A 19271-nucleotide genomic window follows, 5' to 3' on the forward strand; every position below is an offset into this window, starting at 1 on the left:
CATATTTATAAATACACATAATGACACAAGAATTTGAACTGATCGCCAAGACCTTTATGGGATTGGAATCCGTCTTGGCGAAGGAATTGACGCAACTGGGCGCAAACGAAGTGCAAATAGGACGCCGCATGGTGTCCTTTATGGGCGATAAAGAAATGATGTATCGTGCCAATTTTCAGTTGCATACTGCTATCCGTATTCTTAAACCCATTAAGCATTTCAAGGCTCTGTCGGCTGATGATGTCTATCGGGAGGTGCAAAAAATCGATTGGTCAGAGTACATCGGCTTAGACAAAACGTTTGCCGTTGACTCTGTGGTGTTCTCGGAAGAGTTCCGCCATTCTAAGTTTGTGGCCTATAAAGTGAAGGATGCCATTGTTGACCAATTTCGCGAAAAGACAGGAAAACGCCCCAATATCTCGGTGGCAAATCCTGATATCCGTCTGAATATCCATATCGCAGAAGACAAATGTACGCTGTCGCTCGATTCAAGTGGTGAATCGCTCCATCGTCGCGGCTATCGTCAGGAGTCGGTAGAAGCTCCGCTCAATGAGGTGTTGGCTGCCGGTATGATTCTCATGACAGGATGGCAAGGCGAAACCGACTTCATCGATCCTATGTGTGGAAGCGGTACTTTGCTCGTTGAGGCAGCACTCATTGCCCACAATATGGCTCCAGGACTATTCCGTAAGGAGTATGCTTTTGAAAAATGGCCCGATTTCGATAGCGATCTGTTCGACCGCATCTATAATGACGATTCCAGCGAAAGAGAATTTACTCACCATATCTATGGCTATGACGTTGATATCAAGGCAGTCAATACAGCGCGCCTTAATGTGCGTGCTGCTGGGCTTCTCAACGATATTACCGTAGAGGAGGCTGATTTCAAAAACTTCACACAACCGAAGGAGAAAAGCATTATTGTTACCAATCCGCCATACGGAGAACGCATCTCTACCCCTGACCTGCTTGGCACTTACAAGATGATTGGCGAACGCCTGAAACATCAATTCCTCAACAACGACGCTTGGATACTCAGCTATCGTGAGGAGTGCTTCGATCAGATCGGTCTTAAGCCAAGCATCAAGATTCCCGTTTACAATGGCAGCTTGGAATGTGAGTTCCGCAAATATCAGATATTTGACGGAAAGATGAAAGACTTCCGTGCAGAAGGCGGTACCGTCAAAACCGACGAAGAGAAACGTCAGATGGCTGAGAAACGCCGCTTCAAGCAGAATCGTGAATTCAAAAAACGACTTGACGAGAAAGAAGAAAACGAAGAGGCAGACATACGCACATTTCGATTCCGCTCTTTAGAGAAACGCGAATTTAAAGGCGACCGCCGTGATGACCGCTTCCAGAAACGTGGCGGACGCAACGACCGCTATTCACGTGACGATCGTGGTGATGACCGTTATTCGCGCGATGACCGCAAACCCTATCGCAAGAGCGAGAACCGTGGGGGGCATGAGCGCTTTGACCGAAGTGGAGGTAAAAAGCAACGCGGCGGTGGACGTGGCTTTGACCGTAACAAAAGAAGATTAGAAGATGACAATGATTAAATATTGTAGTAAGGCGTTGATGGTCTGCATGACTATGTTGATGACTGTATCTCCAATGAACGCACAGAAGAATTTTACACTTGAGGACCTTAATTTCGGTGGTACAAACTATCGGAATATGGTGCCGGAGAACCGGTGGACTGCATGGTGGGGAGACCAACTCGTTCGCCTCGATGTGGATGCTTGTTATCTGGTAGATAAAGCTAACGGTAAAGAAAACCGTCTCTTTGATGTCAGCCAGATTAACCAGTGGATTGCACCAACAAAGGATATTAAGGTTCGTACGCTATATAATGCAGAATTTCCATTCGCAAACAAGAGCGTTGTGGTGATTAGCCAAGGTAGCAAAACCTATATGGTCGATTTCAAAAAACATGCCTTGGTCAGCTCTTTCGAGTTGAAAGACGGTGAAAATCTGTTGGAAACCAATGCTCAACAGACAGCCTATGCTTTCTTGAAAGACAACAACCTGTTTGTCTGCAACCATAAGCAACAGACTGTGCAACTCTCAACCGACGGCAGTAGAGAAGTGGTTTATGGACAGGCTGTGCATCGTGATGAGTTCGGCATCAGTAAAGGAACATTCTGGAGTCCCGATGGAAACAAACTGGCCTTTTATAGAATGGACCAGTCGATGGTGACCGATTATCCACAAGTGGATATCCCGGAAATCGGTTTCGACCCAGAAGAAAAACATTCCTGCATCGCTACACCGGCTCCCGACAAATATCCTATGGCTGGCGAGACTTCACATCAGGTGACTGTAGGTGTGTATGACCTTACTACAGGAAAGACTGTTTATCTCAAGGCTGGCGATCCCACAGACCGCTATTTCACCAATGTGGCATGGAGTCCAGACAGCAAAACGGTTTATATGTTTGAATTGAACCGCAAGCAGAACGACTGTCGCCTGGTCGCTTATAGTGCAGAAACAGGCAATAAAACTGCTGAACTCTATCGAGAAACCGACGAGAAGTATGTGGAACCTCTACATCCCATCGTCTTCTTGCCATGGGATGCTAACTCATTTATCATGCAGAGTCGTCAGGATGGATATAATCACCTGTACCTTTGTTCACTTGGCAAGCACGGTAGCAGAATGGCCGGCAATACCGAATCACTCGAAGTCAGTCAACTGACCGCTGGCAAGTGGGAGGTCCTGGAAATGATTGGTTTTAATGCCAAACAGAAGACCATTATCATTGCCAGCAACGAAAAGAGTCCTATCCAACAGAATATCTATGCGGTAAGTGTAAAGACCGGCAAACGAACATTATTAGGAAATGGCGAGGGTTGGCATAATGCCAAACTCAGCGGAAGCGGCAACTATATCCTCGATAACTATTCTACTCCGACCGTTCCACGTCGTATAGAAATCGTGCAAACCACTAAGGCAAAGGCCGTTTCTTATTTCCAGGCAAAAGATCCTTGGACGGGATATTCTATTCCGCAGTTCAGTTGTGGTACCATTAAAGCAGCAGATGGCGTTACCGATCTCTATTACCGTATGGTGAAACCTGCGGATTTTGATCCTAACAAGAAATATCCTACTGTAGTATATGTCTATGGAGGACCTCATGCACACAACGTCGATGCACGTTGGCATTATAGTAGCCGTGGATGGGAAAGCTATATGGCAGGCAAAGGATACATCACCTTTATCCTCGATAACCGCGGAAGTGAACATCGTGGCAAGGATTTCGAACAGGCTACATTCCATCAACTGGGACAGGAAGAAATGAAAGATCAGATGAAGGGAGTGGAATTCCTAAAGACACTATCTTATGTGGATGCAGACCGAATCGGTGTACACGGATGGAGTTTTGGTGGATTTATGACCATTTCGTTGATGACCAATTATCCCGATGTCTTCAAAGTTGGTGTGGCTGGTGGCCCTGTTATCGACTGGCATTGGTACGAAGTGATGTATGGCGAACGCTATATGGGAACTCCACAAAGCAATCCGGAAGGTTACAAAAAAACATCATTGCTCTATCAGGCTAAGAATCTCAAAGGAAAACTGCAAATCATACAGGGACTTAATGATGTGACAGTAGTGCCACAACATTGCCTCACTTTCCTTAAAGCATGTATCGCAGCAGGAACACAGCCCGACTTCTTTGTATATCCGGGCGAACCACACAATATGCGGGGACATCAGAGCGTGCATCTGCATGAACGTATTACACAATATTTTGAAGATTATCTGAAATGAACCAAGAAGAACAGATACTTGTGCGCATCACAGGTCAGGACCGCCCTGGATTGACGGCCTCAGTCATGGGAATCCTTGCTCGGTATGATGCGCAGATTCTCGATATCGGTCAGGCCGATATCCACTCAACACTTTCGCTGGGAATACTCATGCGCTTGAAGGAAGCACATTCTGGACAAGTCATGAAAGAACTTTTGTTTAAAGCCACAGAACTGGGAGTCAACATCGGATTCTCGCCTATTACTGACGATGAATATGAAGACTGGGTGGGACATCAAGGCAAAAACCGTTATATCCTAACAGTTATGGGACGCCAGTTGGATGCACGGCAGATAGAGGCAGCATCGCTGATTATCACCGAGCAGGGGCTTAATATCGACAGCATCCTCAGACTGACAGGTAGAAAGAGCATCAAGAATCCAACAAACCATGTGCGAGCTTGTATCGAATTCTCTCTCCGTGGCGAACCCAACAACCGCAAGGAGATGCAAAGCAAACTCATGCAGGTGTCGAAAGATATGGAAATTGATTTCTCGTTCCAACGCGACGATATGTTCCGCAGAATGCGACGGCTCATCTGTTTTGATATGGACTCGACACTTATACAAACTGAATGTATCGACGAACTGGCAGATCGGGCAGGAGTAGGTGCAGAGGTGCGCGCCATTACCGAGAGTGCTATGCGTGGTGAAATAGACTTCAAAGAGAGCTTCACCAGACGCGTTGCATTGTTGAAGGGATTGGATGTCAGCGTGATGAAGGATATTGCTGAACATCTCCCAATAACAGAAGGTGTGGACCGGCTGATGACTATCCTCAAGCGTTACGGGTATAAGATTGCCATCCTCAGTGGAGGATTTACCTATTTTGGCGAATATCTCCAACGTCGATATGGTATTGACTATGTCTATGCTAACGAACTGGAGATTGACGATAACGGCAAGTTGACTGGACGTTATGTTGGGGATATAGTTGACGGACACCGGAAAGCGGAACTCCTCAAACTCATCGCTCAGGTAGAGAAAGTCAATCTTGCACAGACCATTGCCGTAGGTGATGGAGCCAACGACTTGCCCATGATATCAGAAGCAGGACTGGGTATCGCATTCCATGCCAAACCGCGCGTGGTTGCCAATGCCAAGCAAAGCATCAATACCATTGGACTTGACGGCGTGCTTTATTTCCTTGGATTTAAAGATTCCTACCTTGGCGAGCAAGGCAAGTTATAAAATAACCATTCCATTAATATAATTAAGGTGTAACAAGATATGAAAATATTACTTTTAGGCAGCGGCGGACGTGAACACGCCCTGGCATGGAAAATCTCCCAAAGTCCGAAATGTGAGCAACTCTACATCGCCCCAGGCAATGCCGGTACTGGCAACTGTGGTGAGAATGTGGCCATGAAGGCTGATGACTTCGAAACCATCAAGACTTTCTGTGTAGAGAAAGCCATAGATATGGTTATCGTAGGTCCAGAAGACCCATTGGTAAAAGGTATTTATGATGAGTTGAAAGCCGATTCACGCACCAAGGACATCCCAGTGATAGGTCCTTCTAAACAAGGTGCAGTACTGGAAGGATCGAAAGACTTTGCAAAAGCATTTATGCAACGTCATCAGATTCCTACTGCACGCTATCAGACTTTTGACGGGGAACATCTTGAAGACGGATTGTGTTTCCTCGAAACCTTGCAAGCTCCATACGTACTGAAGGCAGATGGACTCTGTGCAGGCAAGGGCGTCTTGATTCTGCCTACACTTGAAGAAGCACAAAAGGAACTCAAAGAAATGCTTGGCGGAATGTTTGGCAATGCCTCTTCGCAAGTGGTTATTGAGGAATTCTTGAGTGGTATTGAGTGCTCGGTGTTCGTGCTGACCGATGGCGATCACTATAAAATTCTGCCTGAAGCCAAGGACTATAAGCGCATTGGCGAACATGATACCGGTTTGAATACTGGTGGTATGGGTAGTGTTACACCTGTACCTTTCGCCACTAAGGAGTGGATGCAGAAGGTGGAGGACCGTATTATCCGTCCTACTGTGGAAGGTTTGAAAGCTGAAAATATTGACTATAAGGGATTCATATTCTTCGGTCTTATCAATGTTGAAGGGGAACCGATGGTTATCGAATACAACTGCCGTATGGGTGACCCAGAAACCGAAAGTGTCATGTTGCGATTGAAAAGCGATATCGTAGATTTGTTTGAGGGAGTGGCTGAAGGCAATCTCGACGAGCGCGAAATAGCATTTGACGAACGAGCTGCTGTATGTGTTATGCTTGTTAGCGGTGGTTATCCGCAGGAATATAAGAAAGGCTATCCTATTACCGGTATTGACCAGGTGGAGGGAAGTATCGTGTTCCATAGCGGAACTGCCCTTAAGGATGGTCAGGTGGTAACCAATGGCGGACGTGTAATTGCCGTTTCGTCTTATGGTAAGGACAAGGCCGAGGCTCTGCAGAAATCATTTGAAGAAGCCCAGAAAATTCAGTTTACCGACAAGTATTTCCGTCGTGATATAGGTGCAGACCTTTAAGCGATAGCTCTCAAGCATGACGAAACTACTGCAGAATAGAATATCAGAAAGCAAACTCACACTACCTGTCACCGTACTTTGTGTGACGGGGGTGTGGTTATTGGCAGGACTCACACAAGGAGATTGGTGGGCATCTTTTGCGTGCTTTGTTGTCTCGACCTATCTGATGATAGAGTTGAACAACAGCAATGCGCTCATCCGTATTTATTCACGTATGGTGTCGTGTGTCTTCTTGGTACTTTCGGCAGTGGCATGTCCATTGTTTGCTTCAACCGAAGGTGCATGGGTACAAGTGTGTGTGGTTGGTGCCTTGCTGATGATTTTCCGAACATATCAAGATGGCACATCGGTGGGAAGTTCCTATTATGCCTATCTGTGTATAGGACTTGCCAGTTTGTCATTTGTCCAGATAGTATGTTTGATACCATTACTGTTGTTGATGCATGGTGTTGTGCTTCACTCTTTGTCGTGGCGTACATTTTTTGCCGGCTTCTTTGGCTTGCTCACTCCCTATTGGTTTTGGACATGCTGGTCGGTGTATCAACAGAGTATCGACCAGATAACTGACCATTTCATGGCATTGACAGAATGGAGTCAACCCTTTGACTTCAGCGCGTGGGATGGGAGTCAGGTTGCTGTGCTGTTGCTATTGGCGCTGATAAGTGTAATAGGTATAGTGCATTATATTCGCACAAGTTATCTCGACCGCATACGTGTGCGTCAACTTTACCATGTCTTCAGTTGGTCGGTATTGCTGATGTTTGCATGTTTGTTGCTACAGCCAACGCTTTACAACATTCTTACTCGCATGCTTATTGTATTTGTGTCGCCCTTGCTGGCCCATTATCTGGCGCTTACCCATACCCGTATCACTAATATCACCTTCCAGGTGTTGCTATTCATGGCTGTACTTCTGACAATTTATAATCTATGGACATCATCACTACTTTTCTGATTAGTTATGGTTATTGGGGAATGCTTATAGCTGCTTTTGTGGCTGGTTCGTTCTTCCCTTTTTCCAGTGAAGCAGTCATGGTGGGACTGATGGCGGCAGGGCTTGACCCTATAGGCCTTATAGTCTATGGTACGATAGGTAATGTGTTGGGATCATGTTTCAATTATGGCGTTGGACGAATGGGGCGTTTGGAGTGGATAGAGAAGTATCTCCACGTCAAGAAAGAGAGTATCGACAAGGCTACGCGTTTCATGGGTGGCCGTGGTGCATGGATGGGATTCTTTGCCTTTCTGCCTATTTTGGGCAGTGGTATTACCATCGCTCTTGGCTTGATGCGTGCCAATATAGTCATCTCATTGGTCAGCATCAGCATAGGTAAGTTACTACGCTATGTGTTGCTCATCTATGGTGCAAGCATCTTTATCTAGTTAAAATTGCTGAAAGATACGGCGCTTCGATAGAAATATTGTACTTTTGTATTTTATTAGGTAATTAAGATCATAATTAATAATACACAATGAAACAATTTCGACTGTTAGACAATATACTGGGGTGGGTCACCTTTTTGATTGCCGCCTTTGTTTATTGCTCTACTATTGAACCGACAGCCTCTTTCTGGGACTGTCCCGAATTTATCTCTACGGGCTATAAACTCGAAGTCGGACATCCACCGGGTGCACCGTTCTTCATGCTTACCGCCAATCTGTTTTCACATTTTGCCAGCGACCCCTCGCAGGTAGCACGTATGGTCAATACGATGAGCGCATTGCTCTCGGCAGTAACCATTCTGTTCCTGTTCTGGTCTATCTCGCATCTTGTTCGACGCTTGTTGGTCAAGGATTGGAGCGAGTTGACACCCGCCAAAACCATAGCCATTGAAGGCTCGGCACTGGTAGGTGCGCTGATTTATACGTTCAGCGATACCTTCTGGTTCTCAGCTGTTGAGGGTGAGGTGTATGCCTATTCTTCGGCATTTACCGCTTTGGTATTCTGGCTGATCCTGAAGTGGGAAGAACATGCCGACGAGCCTCATTCCGACCGTTGGCTGGTGCTTATCATGTATATGACAGGCCTCTCGATTGGTGTTCACTTGCTCAACTTGTTGTGTCTGCCTGCCATCGTACTGGTATATTACTATCGCAAGTGTCCCCAGCCCGATTCACGTAAAGATCTGTATGGCTCTATTGCCGCTTTGGTGATATCAGTAGTTATCTTGGGCGCTGTGCTCTATGGTCTTGTGCCGGGTATTGTTCGTGTGGGTGGATGGTTCGAACTGTTGTTTGTCAACGTGTTTGGTTGTCCGTTCAATACAGGTGAGATTGTTTATATCATCCTGCTTATTGCCACATTGGTATGGGCGATCTATGAGTCCTACAAGGATCAAAGTCTGAAACGTCAGAATATAGCATTTCTGTTGTCTGTAGCCATGTTGGGTATTCCTTTCTTTGGCTATGGCTGGTCAGCAGTGCTTATCGGCATTGTTGTATTGGCTCTGATTTGGCTGGTACTTCAATATAAGCGCCAAGGCAAGTTGCTCATCACCTCACGTATCAAGAATACATCTCTGCTCTGCATGATGATGCTCCTCATTGGTTATTCGTCATATGCTGTCATCGTCATTCGTTCGGCAGCCAATCCACCAATGGACCAGAACTCTCCAGAGGATATATTTACCCTTGGCGACTATCTCGCTCGTGACCAGTACGGACAGCGTCCGTTGCTTTACGGTCAGGCTTATACCTCACAGGTGGCTTTGGAGAAGGCGGGCGACTATTGCCGTCCAGTCTCAACAAAGGGCGCACCTGTTTGGCAGCGCAAGGAGAAAGCATCTGCCGACGAGAAGGATGAATACTTCGTAGCACGTACTAAGGACGACTATGTATATGCTCAGAATATGCTGTTCCCGCGTATGTGGGATTCAGGTAAGGCTGCATCATATCGTAGTTGGTTGGGCGAAGAGCCCGATGGAAGTGAAGAAGCATACGATCGTTGTGGCGAGATGGTTACGGTGAAGATGCCGAGCATGTTGCAGAACATTCGTTTCTTCCTCTCATACCAGTGCAATTTCATGTATTGGCGCTATTTCATGTGGAATTTCGCAGGCCGTCAGAATGATATTCAAGGTCAGGGCGAATTGGAACATGGCAACTGGATAAGTGGTTTCAGTTGGTTGGACAACTGGCGTCTGGGAGACCAATCGACATTGCCCGATGAGTTGAAAAACAACAAAGGCCACAATGTATTCTATATGATGCCATTGATGCTCGGTCTTATCGGACTCTTCTGGCAGTCGTGGTACACTCGCAAACGTCGTGTGCCCGGTAGCGACAAAGAAGATATAGAACCAGTGGGCATCCGCCAGTTCTGGGTTGTGTTCTTCCTGTTCTTCATGACAGGTTTGGCTATTGTCATCTACCTTAATCAGAATCCTGAGCAGGTACGTGAACGCGACTATGCTTATGCGGGTTCGTTCTATGCTTTTGCCATCTGGTGTGGTATGGGTGTTGCAGCTCTCATCGACCTGTTGAACCGCAAGCTGAAGAAAGAAAATGTGTTGGTTGCCGCAGTTATTGCTGTAGTGGCATTGGCTGTTCCCATACAAATGGGTAGTCAGACATGGGATGATCATGACCGAAGTGGTCGTTATTCGTGCCGTGACTTTGGACAAAACTATCTGATGTCGCTGCAGAATGAGGGCAATCCTATCATCTATACCAATGGTGATAACGATACATTCCCCTTGTGGTACAATCAGGATGTAGAAGGTGTGCGCACCGATGCGCGCGTTTGCAACCTGTCGTATCTGCAGACCGATTGGTATATAGACCAGATGCGTCGTCCTGCTTATACCTCTCCTGGCATTCCCATTAAATGGAATCGTTTGGAGTATGTTACTGGTACCAACGAGTATGTGCCCATCGATCCTCATATGAAGCAGGCTGTTCTCGATTTCTATAAGCAAGATCCCGAAACTGCCAAAGCACAGTTTGGTGATGACCCATTTGAGTTGAAGAATGTATTGAAGTATTGGGCACGTTCCAAAAATTCAGAACTCCACGTCATTCCAACCGACACACTCTATATGACTATCGACAAGGAGGCAGTACGCAAGAGTGGTATGATGATGGCAAGTGATAGCATTCCCGACCGCATGGTTATCTCGCTTGCAGGCAAGAGTGCACTCTACAAAGGCGACTTGATGATTCTGGAGATGTTGGCTGAGTGTAACTGGAAACGCCCCATCTACGTGGCTGCAACTGTTGGTGAGAGTAGTTATATCAACCTTGGCAACAATGTGGTGACTGAAGGATTGGCATATCGTATCACACCATTCACTACCAATGCTCAAGGCGCACGCAACTTCGATACGAAGCGCACCTATGATAACGTGATGCATCGTTTCAAGTTTGGTGGACTCAACCAAAAGGGCATATATATCGATGAGACTGTGATGCGCATGTGCTACAGCCATCGTCGTATCATGTCGCAGTTGGCCAACAAACTCATTGAGGAAGGTGACAAGAAGCGTGCCGCTGAAGTTCTTGCCTACATTGACAAGATGCTTCCTTCATATAATATCCCGCATGAATTCTCATCGGGTTCGCTTGATATTGCAGAAGGATGGTATCAGGTAGGTCAGAAGCAGAAAGCCATCAAGGTGCTCAATGAGATGTGGCACAATTCTCAGCAATACCTCAATTGGTACAACAAACTCAATGCAGAGCAGTTTGCCTTCTCTAAGAATAATGCTTATGCCCATGCTTACTATTTGCAGCAGATACTTCTCGTGGCTCAGCAGATAGATCAGCAATGGTTCAACAAACACTACGAGCAGTATAGCCGCATGATACGCACCTTTGAGGAGCGTGGCGGTGCACAGGGCATAGATCGCTGATCGTGGATAGTGATAATATGAAAAGTATTAACTGCAAGTGATAATAGAACAACCGGCAATATGGCTAAGGTGGCTATATCCCAGAGCCACTTGGCGGATGAACCGTCACGAACGGTCAGTATATCTGACCTTCGATGACGGTCCCATCCCCGAGGCCACGCCATTTATTCTTGATACGCTTAGACATTATGGCATCAAAGCCACCTTTTTTATGGTGGGCGACAATGCTCGTAAGTATCCCGAATTGTTGCAGCGTGTCATCGACGAAGGTCATCGGGTGGGTAATCATACACACAACCATATTAGTGGTTTCCGTCATAGCATCCATCAGTATTGCTATAATGTAGAAAAGGCTAATGCCTATCTTCATACTGATTTGGTGCGCCCGCCACATGGTTGGATGCGATGGGAACAGTATGCCATCTTAGGTCGAAAGTATCGCATAGTGATGTGGGATCTTGTCACGCGAGACTATTCCAAGTGGATGACGGCAGAAGATGTGTTGGCTAATGTGAAACGCTATGCTCGCAACGGTTCCATCATCACATTCCACGATTCTCTCAAGAGTATTGATAAACTGAAAACGGCATTGCCAGCAAGTATAGAATGGTTGCGTGAGCAAGGCTATGAATTTAAGGTGTTCGAATGAACACCTTTTTTGTTTCTGTACAATCATAATATGTACGCGCACGCATACTCATGCGTGCGTATGTGCGCAGGTGCACATGCGATGCTGTAAAAACAGAATATATGACTGTAAATGTAGGATTTGCAGCACACCACCGCATCTTTGAATGTGATGGATGCCCATGTTCGGACCATACAGAATATGGTTTATTCCTGTTCCTTTCTCATGCTGAATTCACATCCACAATACTGCTGGTTGTAAAACTGGTATTGCTTTAACAGTTCGTTGCGACGCTCCTGCAGTCCTCCTTTGCGCCAGTTTTGCGCCCAGAAGTGGATGCCTGGCACAGCCTCTTCTGCCATTTTTCCTGCTGCTGCTATTTGGTCAAGACTCTTCCAACGTGATGTGGCAAGGGTGGTGGCAATCGTGGTGAAACCACGTTGTTGTGCCTCCATGGCAGTGGCAATGAGTCGCATACGGAAACATTGCAGACAGCGGCCTCCCCGTTCAGGTTCGCCCTCCAGCCCTTTGATAGCCGCAAGCCATGTTTCATGATTGTAGTCGCCATCTATCCACTCGATGCCGAGTGAAGTGGCGTGGCGCTTGCTTTCTTCTTTGCGGATTTCATATTCTTCATGTGGCCAGATGTTTGGATTGAAGTAGAAGATAGTTGGGTGCACATCGTGTGCCAGCATCCATTCTACAATGGCTGAAGAACATGGAGCACAACAGGCATGTAGCATGATGCGGTTGATGCCTTCTGGAATTTCGATATCGTTTTTCTTTTTTTTCATTGTGTAGTATAGGATGTCTGTGTCAGCAACAATTCTATGGTCCGTCAATTAACTTTCCAAACTTTCAAGCCGATAGTGTTCTGCTCGAAAAATGGTGTGCAAACAAAGGTTGCGTCATTGAGCCAAGCATAACAACTCTCGGTGGGTGCCTCAAACACAGGTGTTGTGTTGAAGTAGAAACCCGTTTTCCCGTTGGGAAGGATAGGGTTGGCCAGAACTCCCTCGTTACGCACATGAATCATCACTCCATCTGCTGTACGGATGTTGTAGATGGCTTCAAGATGAGTACGGTTGCGTATGGTATCTACCAGTTGATAGTCTGCACCGCCTGCCAAGACATCTCCTTTGAAACTGCTGCCGTTGGGATGTGTTCCTTCGAAGTGTCCGCCTATAATCGGTATGACGATGCGTTTGCCCATAGCAGTATTTCCCAATGTTTGTGCTGGTGAACATGCTACATGTAATGTCAGTACGTGAGTGAGTTGTGGCGTAGTTGGTTCCTGAGCCATGGCCGTTAGTGGCGTGGCAAGCATCAGTAGCCAAGCCATTGTTGTCATCAAGTATAGAATAGTCTTTTTCATTGTCAGCCGTTGAATTGTTGGTTGGTCTGCAAAGTTACTATCTTTTTTCTTTATACCCAAATCTAATGGCAGATTTGCACCAAAACATGAGGTGCCGATATTCCGTTATGTTAAAATGATATGGCGTCATAATTGCTACCTTTGCACCGGCAATCAAAAATCATTTCTATAGACGAATGAAGAGATGCACGACCACAATACCGACTTTCATAAACACAAATCATAATTATCAATTTAGGTTTGGGGCAATGTCCATCGTGATGGTGGGTGTTGCCTTTTGATATTTTTATGGCTATTGCAAACGACAATGCTATTCCTGTTTATGGACGATACTATTGGTGCTGTTTTCCTTCGGGATGCCTTCGGGATCCGTTCGGGATGTGTTTTATGTCGGTAGGATAGTATCATTCCCGATGGCTGAAGTATAGAAGAAAAAGCGATAAACATCCTTTGTGGATTGAAGAGAAAAGTGTATCTTTGCTGCATCTTTCTGAAAGATGCGATAGAATATGAAGTGGAATAGACGTAGAAAGATACTCGTAGTATTCTTGGTAATCGTTGTTGCCGTACAAGGTATAGGTGGGTTGGGTGACTATTATGCCCAAGCGGTCTATCCATGTGTTGCTACCGTTTTGACATTCTTGTCAGGATATGTGCCCTTTGCCATAGGCGACTTGTTTATAGCCTTGAGTATCATCGGTATTGTGGCATTTCCGTTCTATGCTGTTCGTCGGAAGAATAAAACTGTGGGCTATGCCATTGCTGGGGTGGGTGAGTATCTGTTGTGGGTCTATGTGTGGTTCTATCTGGCATGGGGATTAAACTATGCCCAGTCTGATTTTTATCATCGAAGTCATACACCCCGTTATGAAGCCAACAATGATCAACTGCGACATTTTGCATGGCGTTATGCCGATAGCTTGAATGCCACTTATAGTAAAACAGCCATTTATGATACTCTGCGAGTGCCGTCTTTGGTGGTGGCAGGTTATAAGCGTTTAGCCCAGCAGAATATGGGTGTCCATGCCCCTTTCCATGTTCATACGCAAGCCAAGACCATGCTTTTCACTCCGTTGAGTTCCAAGGTAGGAGTGACCGGCAGTATGGGTCCTTTCTTCTGCGAGTTTACGCTCAATGGCGATTTGCGTGCCCACGAGTATCCATCCACGTTTGCCCACGAGTATGCTCATCTACTTGGCATCACCAACGAGGGTGAAGCCAATTTCTATGCCTATCAGGTTTGTACTTCATCTGCCGACCGCACGATGCGCTTTTGTGGCTATTATGCCATCTTCTTTCATGTGTTGCGTAGTGTAGATGCTGTACTTGGTGATGTGGCAGCCGAAGATTTCCTGCAATATGTACGACCGGAAATCAGGCAGATGGCATCTGCCGACCGCAACTATTGGCGTTCGAAATACAGTACCTGGTTGGGCAACTTGCAAAATGCGGTCTATGAGTTTTATCTGAGAACCAATCGGGTTGATGGCGGACGGAAGAGTTATTCGCAAGTGGTGGCGCTGATATTCTCATGGGAGCAACGCCAAGGACAGATGCAACGCCGTTGAATAGACTATAAAACAATGTGTTATAGACGGATAGGTAATGGCTGATACAAAAAAAACTGGGTGTGTCTCGCGACAATCCCAGTTTCTGTTTTCTAACTAACTTATTATCAACTATTCATTACTCTTTCTTTGTTATGCACAAAATTATTTCTTGTTTGCTGATGCAAAGGTATGTACATTTTATGATAAAAAACAGAAAATGAATGAAAAAATACACGTAAACGTTTGCGCCATTGCGAGTTTTTTTGTATTTTTGCAGCAATGAACAATAGAAAGCAACATAGAACATCGTTGAAGGACCTGGCTAAAGAGCTCAATGTGAGTATTGCTACAGTCAGTCGTGCCCTGCGCAGTTCTTCGGAAATAGGCCATGAAATGCAGGAAAAGGTGAAGGCTTTAGCCAAACTACGCAACTATCGCCCCAACCCTTTTGCACAGAGTTTGCGTAAAGAAGCTCCAAAGATTATTGGCGTGGTGCTGCCCAATTTGGTGACCCACTATTATGCTGCGGTACTCGATGGCATAGAAGATGAGGCCAAACGATCGGGCTATAGCGTCATTAGTGCCAATAGCCATGAATCATTTGATATTGAAACACAAGCCATCGACAACTTTATCAATCTCCATGTGGAGGGCATTATAGCTTGTTTGTCACAATCCACTACTGATTACAGCCACTTTGAGGAGATTGCAGAGATGGGCATTCCTTTGGTATTCTTTGGTCGTACTTGTCTGAAAGAGCGCTTCTCGTGTGTCACAGCCAATGGTGACCAAGCCGCCCAGATGGCTACTCAGCATTTGATAGATACCGGTAGTCGTCGCATAGCCTTTATCGGCGGTCCTAACCACCTCGATATGGTTCAGCGTCGTAAACATGGTTATCTTGAAGCACTTCGTGAAAATCAGATTCCCATCGAGCGTGAACTTGTGAAATGCGGATCGATAGATTATGATGCCGTACTTTCCAATACTGTTACCCTACTTAAAGAGCAGAAACCTGATGCCATAGTGGCTTTCAACGATATCATCACCTTTGCCGCATTCAATGCCATTCGTGAGGCAGGATTGCGCATACCCGACGATGTGGCACTCATCGGCTTTACCGATGACGTGCATGCTGCATTCGTCACGCCGCAAATGTCAGCCATCGTCGATCAGGCTCACCAAATGGGTGCAACAGCCTGTCAATTGCTGCTCAAGAATATTGCAGGTGATACAGGCGTATATCACAAAATTGTGCCACAAAAGTTGGTCATCCGTGGTACCTCGGCTAAAAAACCGCAGTAAGTAGTAGGTCGAGGACCAAAAAAGGCTGACTATGTTTGGTCTTTTCAATAAAAAAGAGTACATTTGCACCATATTATATATAACTCGTAAAACCTAAAATAAATGCCTCTGGCATTGATGCTAATGACTGTAAATATGAGAAGGATGATCATGTTACTGACGCTGATGGTCAGCTTTGTGCTGACAGTCGGTGCTGCTATTGATGACATTAAGTTTAGCCGACTTGATACCCGTGACGGACTGAGCAACTCACAGATTCTTTGTGTGAAGCGCGACTCCAAGGGATTTGTATGGATAGGAACTCCCTATGGCCTTAATCGATACGACGGATATCGTATCAAGACATTCTACTCATACGCCAAAGATACCACTACGCTACGCAACAATTATGTGGATGAGATCTATGAGGCATACGATGGAAAACTATGGTTGAAGCAGGGTATGAACTATACCATCTTCGACCCAGTAACCGAGTCATGTGACAGACATCCTGAGCGTTGGTTGCAGCAACACGGCGTGGCGGGTGGTATCGAGCGCCTTTATATAGACAAGCATCATCATTTTTGGGTAAAAACCTATGATACTGGTTTCTGGCATTATAATCCTTATACCAAAGAAGCCAAGCAGTTTAATTTCGGTTATGGCCGCCAAGAGTTCAATTCCGACTTTGGTGTATCGAGTTTTGCAGAGATAGGCAAGAGCTTGTTGGTATCTTCACACAATGGTGAGGTGTTCTGTTTCAACAGAGAGAAAAACTGGATTAGTTGGAAAGATGCTTATATTCGTGAGAAAGGACTCTTCAACAATCAGGAATGTAAGTTGCGTACCGATGCCGATGGTAATCTCTGGATGATAACCGTGGTAGGCTGTTTTGTGAAGTCGAAAGGACGTTGGATTCTTTCTTATAAAGAACTGGCGAAACGCTGGGGCGTGGAATTGCCTGACGGACTGAGCATTTGGGATATTTGTTCGGATAGCAAAAAGCGCGTTTGGATAGCTACCGACCATACAGGACTCTTTCTTGTTGACCGCCAAGCGCATGAGGTGCGCCAGTTCTTGACTCAGAAAAACGACGGTACGTCTATCAGCGAAAACACCCTCCGCTTTCTTTATCGCGACCAGCAGGGTCGTATTTGGATTGGTACCTATATGAATGGCGTCAATATGTTTAAAGAGGGACTCTCCAATTTCCGCCATCTTGATCTGGGAAATATCACCACCATCACTTCCGATAAATCCTTCTTCTGGCTGGGAACCAATGATGCGGGTATCATTCGCATGGATCGTAAAACTGGCGAACAGGTTGTTTTCGACCGCAACAACAGTGGCATTGCCACCAATACCATGGTCAGTTCGTTGGTTTCACGTGACGGTACCGTATGGTTTGGAACCTATGAAGGTGGACTGATACGTTTCCGTGGTGGTGCTATCACTAATTTCCGCTCATCGGGTAAACCGGGTGAATTGGCCAATAACAATATCTGGTCGATATGTGAAGACCGTCAGGGCAATATCTGGATTGGCACATTGGGTAACGGTATTCAGCGCTTAACCCGTGCAGGACGCTTTGACACACCTATCACCAGCCATAACTCTATCTTGGTATCAGACTATATCTCGACTGTCAATTTGACGAAGAAAAACTGGTTGATGGTATCCCATTCCAATTTCTATTCGATTGTGAATCCCGTTTCTGGCAAGATTATCAATCGCAATATTATTGACAATAAAGAGGGCATCGGTATTACCGAATCCTCAATATGTACTATGGAGGACAGTCGGGGACTTGCCTGGCAGGGCTCTTCATCGGGTGCAACCATCTGGGACACGAAGACCAATGCTGTCTATCTGATTGATATGCGTTCCGGACTCATTGGTTCTACCGTCAATGCCATGGTGGAAGACAACAACCACACGGTATGGTTGGTGACTGATCATGGCGTATCAAACGTCATCCCGCAGCAAAAAGACGGACGATGGAACTTTATCATCCGCACTTTCAATAGCAACGACGGTCTCCAGAACGGTCCGTTCAACCAGCGTGCCATCTGTAAGACTGCCGATGGACTTATCCTGGTGGGTGGTCAGGAAGGTCTTGATGTCATCAATCCGAAGCTGATGCGCGAAGAGAAGTATAAGGAATATCCCGTATTCAGCGGCCTGAAACTCTTTGAACAGGACGTAAAGGTTGGTGAAAAGATTGACGGTCGCATCATATTACGTAAGGCACTGAACATCTGTCGTGCCGTTCGCTTGAAATACAACGACCAGTTTACCATTCAGTTGGGAAGTTCCAATGGCGAAATCCATCACCGCTCGCGCTTCCTCTATCGCCTCGATGGTGTGAACAACGACTGGATTAGAACCGAAGAAGCCAACCCCAACATTACTTATATGAGTCTGCCTTCAGGATCTTATACCCTGCGCGTACGCATGCTCAACGACGATGGTACCATTGGTAGTGAAGAGGCAACACTCACCATTATTATACAGCCTCCGTTCTGGCGTTCATGGTGGATGATCATGATGCTGTTGCTGGTTGCCGCCTTTGGCATTTGGTGGTGGCGCAAGAATTATATGCGTCGTCAGGCTAAACGCCAAGCCGCCTTCGCATTGCGCCTTGAGATGGAGAAGCGCCAATGGATGGCAGAGATGAAAGCATCGATGGCAGCAGAACAGCCAGCAACAGGAGATGCTGTTGTTGAAGAACCTGTGCGCCACCTTATGATGCATACGGAATATGCCGACCTTGTAGCAGTGATTAAGAAGCAATGTGCTGAATATGTGAAAGGCAACAAGGGTGTAAAGATTAGCAATGTCATGCTTATCGACGAACTCTTTATGGAGTTTGACGTCGTTCTGATCAAGCGCATGCTCAACATCTTGTTTACCAATTCACAGAAATTTGCCGCCAAGAACTGCCACATTAGTGTTGGGCTCATTCGAAAGGACAATGGTAACGTACAGATTCAAGTGGCTGACAATGGTATCGGAGTGGCTGATGAGTATAAACCACATATGTTTGACCATACAGCAGGTGTTGACGAACTCGAACTCGCTCTTGTCAAAGACATCATAGTGGCACATGGTGGCACCATCGAAGTGAAGGACAACCCTGGTGGCGGAACCATCATGGTGATCGACTTGCCAGCAAAAGGCATGGTGGAAGAAGCTGAAATTATGGACGACGACCATGCTGACGATGAAATAAAATAATTGAAAAAAGTAGTATATAATAACCCTAAATGA

The 19271-nt window shown here is 46.0% G+C and carries 13 protein-coding genes; 11 read left to right on the top strand and 2 right to left on the bottom strand.

Annotated features, from left to right (window positions below; translation table 11 throughout):
- Nucleotides 1–20 precede the first annotated feature (20 nt).
- The 8 genes from CIK89_RS02010 (at nucleotide 21) to CIK89_RS02045 (ending at nucleotide 11813) form a co-directional block, all read left to right on the top strand.
- A complete protein-coding gene (locus CIK89_RS02010; RefSeq protein WP_094389767.1) occupies nucleotides 21–1562 on the top strand; it encodes a THUMP domain-containing protein in 1542 nt (513 codons plus the stop codon).
- Nucleotides 1549–3777 carry a DPP IV N-terminal domain-containing protein gene (locus tag CIK89_RS02015; protein WP_371593167.1) on the top strand — a complete coding sequence of 743 codons (2229 nt, stop codon included), beginning with the start codon at nucleotides 1549–1551 and terminating at the stop codon, nucleotides 3775–3777. The genes CIK89_RS02010 and CIK89_RS02015 overlap by 14 nt, the downstream gene beginning before the upstream one ends.
- Complete coding sequence (gene serB, locus CIK89_RS02020; protein ID WP_094389768.1) at nucleotides 3774–5006, top strand: phosphoserine phosphatase SerB; 1233 nt, start codon at nucleotides 3774–3776, stop codon at nucleotides 5004–5006. The genes CIK89_RS02015 and serB overlap by 4 nt, the downstream gene beginning before the upstream one ends.
- A 39-nt stretch (nucleotides 5007–5045) precedes the next feature.
- On the top strand, nucleotides 5046–6314 hold the full coding sequence (purD, locus tag CIK89_RS02025; protein WP_094389769.1) for a phosphoribosylamine--glycine ligase: 1269 nt from the start codon (nucleotides 5046–5048) through the stop codon (nucleotides 6312–6314).
- 16 nt (nucleotides 6315–6330) lie between these two features.
- On the top strand, nucleotides 6331–7269 hold the full coding sequence (locus tag CIK89_RS02030) for a hypothetical protein (RefSeq protein WP_144007329.1): 939 nt from the start codon (nucleotides 6331–6333) through the stop codon (nucleotides 7267–7269).
- Entirely contained in the window at nucleotides 7245–7697 is a 453-nt protein-coding gene (locus tag CIK89_RS02035) for a YqaA family protein (protein WP_094389771.1), read from the top strand. Before CIK89_RS02030 ends, CIK89_RS02035 begins: the two co-directional genes overlap by 25 nt.
- Nucleotides 7698–7786: 89 nt before the next feature.
- Nucleotides 7787–11164, top strand: coding sequence for a DUF2723 domain-containing protein (locus CIK89_RS02040; RefSeq protein ID WP_094389772.1), 3378 nt, complete (start codon nucleotides 7787–7789; stop codon nucleotides 11162–11164).
- Between the two features lie 37 nt (nucleotides 11165–11201).
- Complete coding sequence (locus tag CIK89_RS02045; protein WP_094389773.1) at nucleotides 11202–11813, top strand: polysaccharide deacetylase family protein; 612 nt, start codon at nucleotides 11202–11204, stop codon at nucleotides 11811–11813.
- A 185-nt stretch (nucleotides 11814–11998) separates the two neighbouring features.
- Here the strand turns inward: CIK89_RS02045 and CIK89_RS02050 are convergent, their stop codons facing one another.
- On the bottom strand, nucleotides 11999–12586 hold the full coding sequence (locus tag CIK89_RS02050; protein ID WP_094389774.1) for an epoxyqueuosine reductase QueH: 588 nt from the start codon (nucleotides 12584–12586) through the stop codon (nucleotides 11999–12001).
- A 44-nt stretch (nucleotides 12587–12630) separates the two neighbouring features.
- A complete protein-coding gene (locus tag CIK89_RS02055) occupies nucleotides 12631–13167 on the bottom strand; it encodes a DUF3237 domain-containing protein (protein ID WP_094389775.1) in 537 nt (178 codons plus the stop codon).
- A gap of 509 nt (nucleotides 13168–13676) precedes the next feature.
- Here CIK89_RS02055 and CIK89_RS02060 point away from each other — a divergent pair.
- The 3 genes from CIK89_RS02060 to CIK89_RS02070 all read left to right on the top strand — a co-directional run bounded on the left by CIK89_RS02060 (nucleotide 13677) and on the right by CIK89_RS02070 (nucleotide 19238).
- Nucleotides 13677–14735 carry a DUF3810 domain-containing protein gene (locus CIK89_RS02060; protein ID WP_094389776.1) on the top strand — a complete coding sequence of 353 codons (1059 nt, stop codon included), beginning with the start codon at nucleotides 13677–13679 and terminating at the stop codon, nucleotides 14733–14735.
- Between the two features lie 261 nt (nucleotides 14736–14996).
- The gene (locus tag CIK89_RS02065) at nucleotides 14997–16022 is read left to right on the top strand and encodes a LacI family DNA-binding transcriptional regulator (protein WP_094389777.1); all 1026 of its coding nucleotides are present in this window, start codon (nucleotides 14997–14999) and stop codon (nucleotides 16020–16022) included.
- A gap of 135 nt (nucleotides 16023–16157) precedes the next feature.
- Complete coding sequence (locus tag CIK89_RS02070; RefSeq protein WP_158214955.1) at nucleotides 16158–19238, top strand: two-component regulator propeller domain-containing protein; 3081 nt, start codon at nucleotides 16158–16160, stop codon at nucleotides 19236–19238.
- Nucleotides 19239–19271: the final 33 nt, after the last annotated feature.

It is taken from the genome of Prevotella sp. P4-119 (assembly GCF_002251345.1).
GTDB lineage: Bacteria > Bacteroidota > Bacteroidia > Bacteroidales > Bacteroidaceae > Prevotella.